The following is a 4,286-nucleotide window of genomic DNA, read 5'->3' as shown; positions in this document are numbered from 1 at the left end:
CCTCGCCCACCGGCAGGCTCGGCCAGAGCGTGGCCTCGCCGCTGTCCCGGGCGATCACCAGCCTCATCCGCCCGCCGTCCGACGTCGGGCCGTCCTCCCGGTCCACCGCCCAGCACACGAACCCCAGGTCGAACTCGCGCACCCGCACCTCACGGCGCTGGTACGTCGGGACGTCCTCGTTGACCCACTGCTCGGCGCGCTCCTGGGCCTGCGCGAAGGTCACCATGCGCTGTTCACTCCCCCACCGGAACGGCGTTCGCGAAACCGCCGTCCACCATCAGGTTCGCCACGGTCTCGAGTTCCGGGGGGTTCCCGGCGAGGCGCAGCAGAAAGCTGTCGAGGTCGTCGCCGCAGGGCAGCAACAGCTCACCGACCCGGTCGTGCACCGACCAGCCGTCGCGGTCGCGCACGTCGTCGTGGGCACAGAACCACACCGACCCCTGACGGTCACCCTTCACCCTGATCGCCAGCAGCCCGCCCTGGACGTAACCGATGGCCAGGTAGTCCTTGGTCAGGTGGTCCCGCAGGCACTTGTTGGCGTACACCAGGTCGTTGACCGCCGCCTCGTCGCGCACCGTGAACATCGGCTGGTCGAGCAGGAGGCCGAGTTCGGGGTCGAGGGCAACTCCCACCGGGGCGCAGCCGCCGGCGGCCTTCAGGAAGGTGCGGTAGGCGCCGGGCAGCCGGTAGCCGAGGTCCTCCTCCACCCCGAGCACCTGCTCCTCGGTCACCGCGACCGATCCCTTGGGCAGTCCGAAGTGGACCGGGCGCTGTTCCTGCAGGGGGCGGGTGCCGCGCTTGCGGTGGTCGGCGGTGGAGGTGGCCAGGCCCCCGTGGTGCCGCAGCAGGCTCTTCACCTCGACCGGGACCAGCACCAGACCACGGGTGTTCGGCACGTGGTGCCAGGTCCAGCCGTGCGGGGTCGCCACCGGGGGCAGGTCGGACCACAGTTCGTGGCCCGACCGGGCGAGCGCGACATTGGCGGACACGTAGTCGGTCAGGCGCATCTCGTCCACACCGAAACCCTCAGGGGGTTCGGCGATCTCGGCGGCCGCCCGCGCGTACGGCGAGAAATCCGGATAGCCGTGGTCGTCCACCCGCACACCGTGCGGATAGCGGGCCGCGCGGACCGGGTCAGGAAAACGCACGACCTGCCCGGCGTACGCCGCGTTCGGGGGCGCGGCGCCTTGTGTGGGCAACGGTCCTCCGGGCGTTGCCGGAGCACCGGGCCGACCTGTCGTCATTGCGGTTGCCCCCTGTGGCTGAAGACTGTTGGTTCACAGCCTATGGGGTGATTGACAAGGGGTCTTCCCAGCGTCATCGGTCAAAGTCTCGATGAGTCTGCCCGTCAACCAGGTTCGAACACCAATGTGACACGGCGCTCATTCGACACCCCCTCCCACGATCTCGCTTCGCTTCTGCGCAGGGTTTTGGCAGGCTGACCCGCGACCCGGGACCACTGGAGGAACGACCAACGTGCACACGGCAGACCGACCATGGATCGCGGACTCGGAGCTGGCCGGGACCGATCCGCGACTGACCTGGCAGGCCACGGCCGCCACGACGACCCCCGGCACCCCGCCCGCGCTGCTGCACCAACGCGACGGCATCCTGCCCGCGTCCGCAGCCGCGCTGTCCGTAAAAGGCACCACCTACACCTGCGCCAGCACCAGGTTCGACGAACCGCCGACGCTCCACCCCCTGGTGCGGGACTTCCTCGACGCGCTGCCGGTCCCCCAGCGGGAACGCTTCACCGGGCGCTGCCCGGAGGCAATGCTGCTCTCCCAGTACCTCAGCACCATCGAAGCCAACCGCAGCAAGCGGGCCTCCCGCAAACCGCTCAGCCACACCGAGGCCAAGCGCGCCCTGAAACACGCCAAGCTCACCACCCGCAGGATCCGGGAAGACGGCGATCCAGAGCACGGCGCCTTTGCCCCTCCTTGCCGCTCATGTGCTCCTATGCTCACCCATTTCGGAGTCCGAACGGTCGGGGCGCCCGCCGATAGAGCATGATCGTTCCATGAGCGTCACCCGATTCCCCGAGAACGTCGAGACCGTCCTGCGCACAGCCGGCTGGCAGCCCGGGCGCTGGGACATAAGACAGGCGGAGAGCTGGGCCGACCAGCTCCGCGCCCACGTTTCACCAGGCGGGCACCAGCACCGCCTGTTCCCGGCCGCCGTCGAAGCATGGGCGGAGTTCGGCGGCCTCCGGATCGACGTCACCGGCTCCGGCCGCGAGATCGCCCGCACCCCGTTCCTGATCGACCCGATGCGGGGGATGCACCTCGCTCGCACGTTCGTGGACCTCGGAATGGCCCTGGGCTCCGAGGTCTGCCCGCTCGGCGAGGAGTCGGACGGCAGCGCCCTGTTGGCGATCGACGCCGAAGGCAGGGTCTACAGCCTCGACCACACCGGCGACTGGTTCCTCGGCGCCACCTGCGACCAGGCCCTGGTCACCCTGATCACCGGCCTGCGGCCGTCCCGGCTGACCGTGGCCCCCACCGCCCCCTGACCGGCCGGGCCACCCGGAGCCGGCGCGCACCCGTGGCCCTCCCCGCCCGGTGGTCGAGCGCCGTCACGCCGGGCTGGCCGGACGGTCAGGCACCATCGCCGAGACCCTGAAGCCCCCGTCCTGACGCGGCCCCGCCACGAACCCCCCGCCCAGCGCGGTCACCCGCTCACGCATCCCCACCAGACCGTTCCCCCCGCTGGGCAGGGCCGCCGACGGGCGCCCGTCGGAAGGCCCGTTCTCTACCAACACCGCGATCTCCGACTCCCGGTACGCCACCCGCACCCGGGCCTGCGCCCCCGGAGCGTGCTTGTGGACGTTGGTGAGTGCCTCCTGGACCACCCGGTACGCGGCGCGCTCCGCCTCCGCCCGCAACGGACGCAGCTCGCCCTCCACCGACAGGTCCACCGCCATCCCGGCCGCCCGGGACTGCTCCACCAGCGTGGCGACGTCCTCGAGCCCCGGCCCGTCATCCGCCTCCCGCGCCCCCCGGGGCGCCGTGCCCGCATCCCGCGGCGGCGCGGCACCCACCGGCGACGGCCGCTCGGCGGCCCCGTCGTCAGTGGGCGCGGCGGCCTGCGCCGGTACCCGCACGGGACCGGGCCCCCCGCGCACCACGTCGGTCGCCTCGCCGTTGGTCCGCAGCACCCCCAGCATCTGCCGCAGCTCGTCCAGGGCCTGGCGCCCCATGTCGCCCAGCAACTCCGCGTTGCGCACCGCCCGCTCCGGGTCCCGCACCACCAGCGACTGCAGGGCCGCCGAGTGGACCACCATCAGGCTCACCCGGTGCGCCACCACGTCGTGCATCTCCCGGGCTATCCGCGTCCGCTCCTCGATCCGCGCCCAGTGGGCCCGTTCCTGCGCCTTCTCCGCCAGCAGCACCAGTTCCTGCTCCAGGCCGTCGGCCCGGTCCACCAGGCTCTCCACGAGTCGCCGCCGCGCCCGGATGTACAGCCCCAGCAGCACCGGCGCCATGATCAGACCGACCGACACCAGCAGCGCGGTGAGGACCAGCGCCGCCAGCGACATCGTGGTGCCGTCGCCGTCCTGACCGTCCCGGTGCATCTCCACCAGGGTCACCCCGAAGGTGGCGGCCCACATCATCCCGCTCAGGGTGAACAGCCAACGCCGGGGGACCGCGGACGCCGCCAGGGTGTAGATCCCGACCACCAGCATCAGGTACCCCATGCGGGCCGGGGTCACCGCCAGCGACACCAACACCACGGCCATCGGCCAGCGCCTGCGCACCACCATGACCGGCCCCACCAACAGCCCCAGCAGCGCGAACAGCGCCACCGGTGCCCCCACCTGGTCGGCGAACTCCACGCCCTCGGCCACGCACTCCGCCGTGGACAGCAGCGCCAAGGCCCCGTCCAGCACGGCGCCCCTCCGGCGCGGCCACCACAAAACCCCCGTGCCGCCCCGCGCGCGCTCGCCCGGGCCTTCCTCGGCGGCCCCCCTCGTCTCCATACCTGCAAGACTAAGCGGAGCCCCCGAACGGGTGGTCTCTACCAGTAGGTTTCCTCCCCACCCCGCAGCGTCGCGCACCCCGCCCGCAGCGTCGTGCACCCGAACCCCGGCGTCGCGCAGACGTGAGCGAGCCGCAGCGACACCATGCGGCTGGCGCCGCGGACCGCGCCCCTGCCACGCCGCAGCGTCGTGCACCCGAACCCCGGCGTCGCGCAGACGTGAGCGAGCCAAAGGCCGCGCCCCTGCCGAAGAGACGAAGCCCGCGACCGAGGAACGAGGGAGCGCGCTGAGGAACGCCGGCAGGGGC

Annotated in this window: 5 protein-coding genes; 2 read left to right on the top strand and 3 right to left on the bottom strand. The window is 72.2% G+C overall.

The features are described from left to right. Both A3IG_RS31490 and A3IG_RS0126840 read right to left on the bottom strand, forming a co-directional pair. Positions 1-226 (bottom strand): hypothetical protein (locus A3IG_RS31490; RefSeq protein WP_040912432.1); only part of this gene is annotated, 226 nt, incomplete at its 3' end. A gap of 7 nt (positions 227-233) precedes the next feature. Beyond that, positions 234-1,244, bottom strand: coding sequence for an SMI1/KNR4 family protein (locus A3IG_RS0126840; RefSeq protein WP_026220706.1), 1,011 nt, complete (start codon positions 1,242-1,244; stop codon positions 234-236). A 232-nt stretch (positions 1,245-1,476) separates the two neighbouring features. Here A3IG_RS0126840 and A3IG_RS0126835 point away from each other — a divergent pair, with 232 nt between their 5' ends. Further along, positions 1,477-2,013 carry a YwqJ-related putative deaminase gene (locus A3IG_RS0126835; protein WP_018386678.1) on the top strand — a complete coding sequence of 179 codons (537 nt, stop codon included), beginning with the start codon at positions 1,477-1,479 and terminating at the stop codon, positions 2,011-2,013. 7 nt (positions 2,014-2,020) lie between these two features. Next, positions 2,021-2,512 carry an SUKH-3 domain-containing protein gene (locus A3IG_RS0126830; protein WP_018386677.1) on the top strand — a complete coding sequence of 164 codons (492 nt, stop codon included), beginning with the start codon at positions 2,021-2,023 and terminating at the stop codon, positions 2,510-2,512. A gap of 63 nt (positions 2,513-2,575) precedes the next feature. On the opposite strand, the gene A3IG_RS0126825 is transcribed toward A3IG_RS0126830, so the two are convergent. After that, the gene (locus tag A3IG_RS0126825) at positions 2,576-3,979 is read right to left on the bottom strand and encodes a sensor histidine kinase (protein WP_026220703.1); all 1,404 of its coding nucleotides are present in this window, start codon (positions 3,977-3,979) and stop codon (positions 2,576-2,578) included. Positions 3,980-4,286 lie beyond the last annotated feature (307 nt).

Source organism: Wenjunlia vitaminophila DSM 41686, from assembly GCF_000380165.1.
GTDB lineage: Bacteria > Actinomycetota > Actinomycetes > Streptomycetales > Streptomycetaceae > Wenjunlia > Wenjunlia vitaminophila.
This window is presented reverse-complemented; position numbering and strand designations above follow the sequence as displayed.

Coding starts and splice junctions, on each gene's coding strand:
- A3IG_RS0126830 (WP_018386677.1), top strand. CDS start 2,021: ATGAGCGTCACCCGATTCCCCGAGAACGTCGAGACCGTCCTGCGCACA.
- A3IG_RS0126825 (WP_026220703.1), bottom strand. CDS start 3,979: ATGGAGACGAGGGGGGCCGCCGAGGAAGGCCCGGGCGAGCGCGCGCGG.
- A3IG_RS0126840 (WP_026220706.1), bottom strand. CDS start 1,244: ATGACGACAGGTCGGCCCGGTGCTCCGGCAACGCCCGGAGGACCGTTG.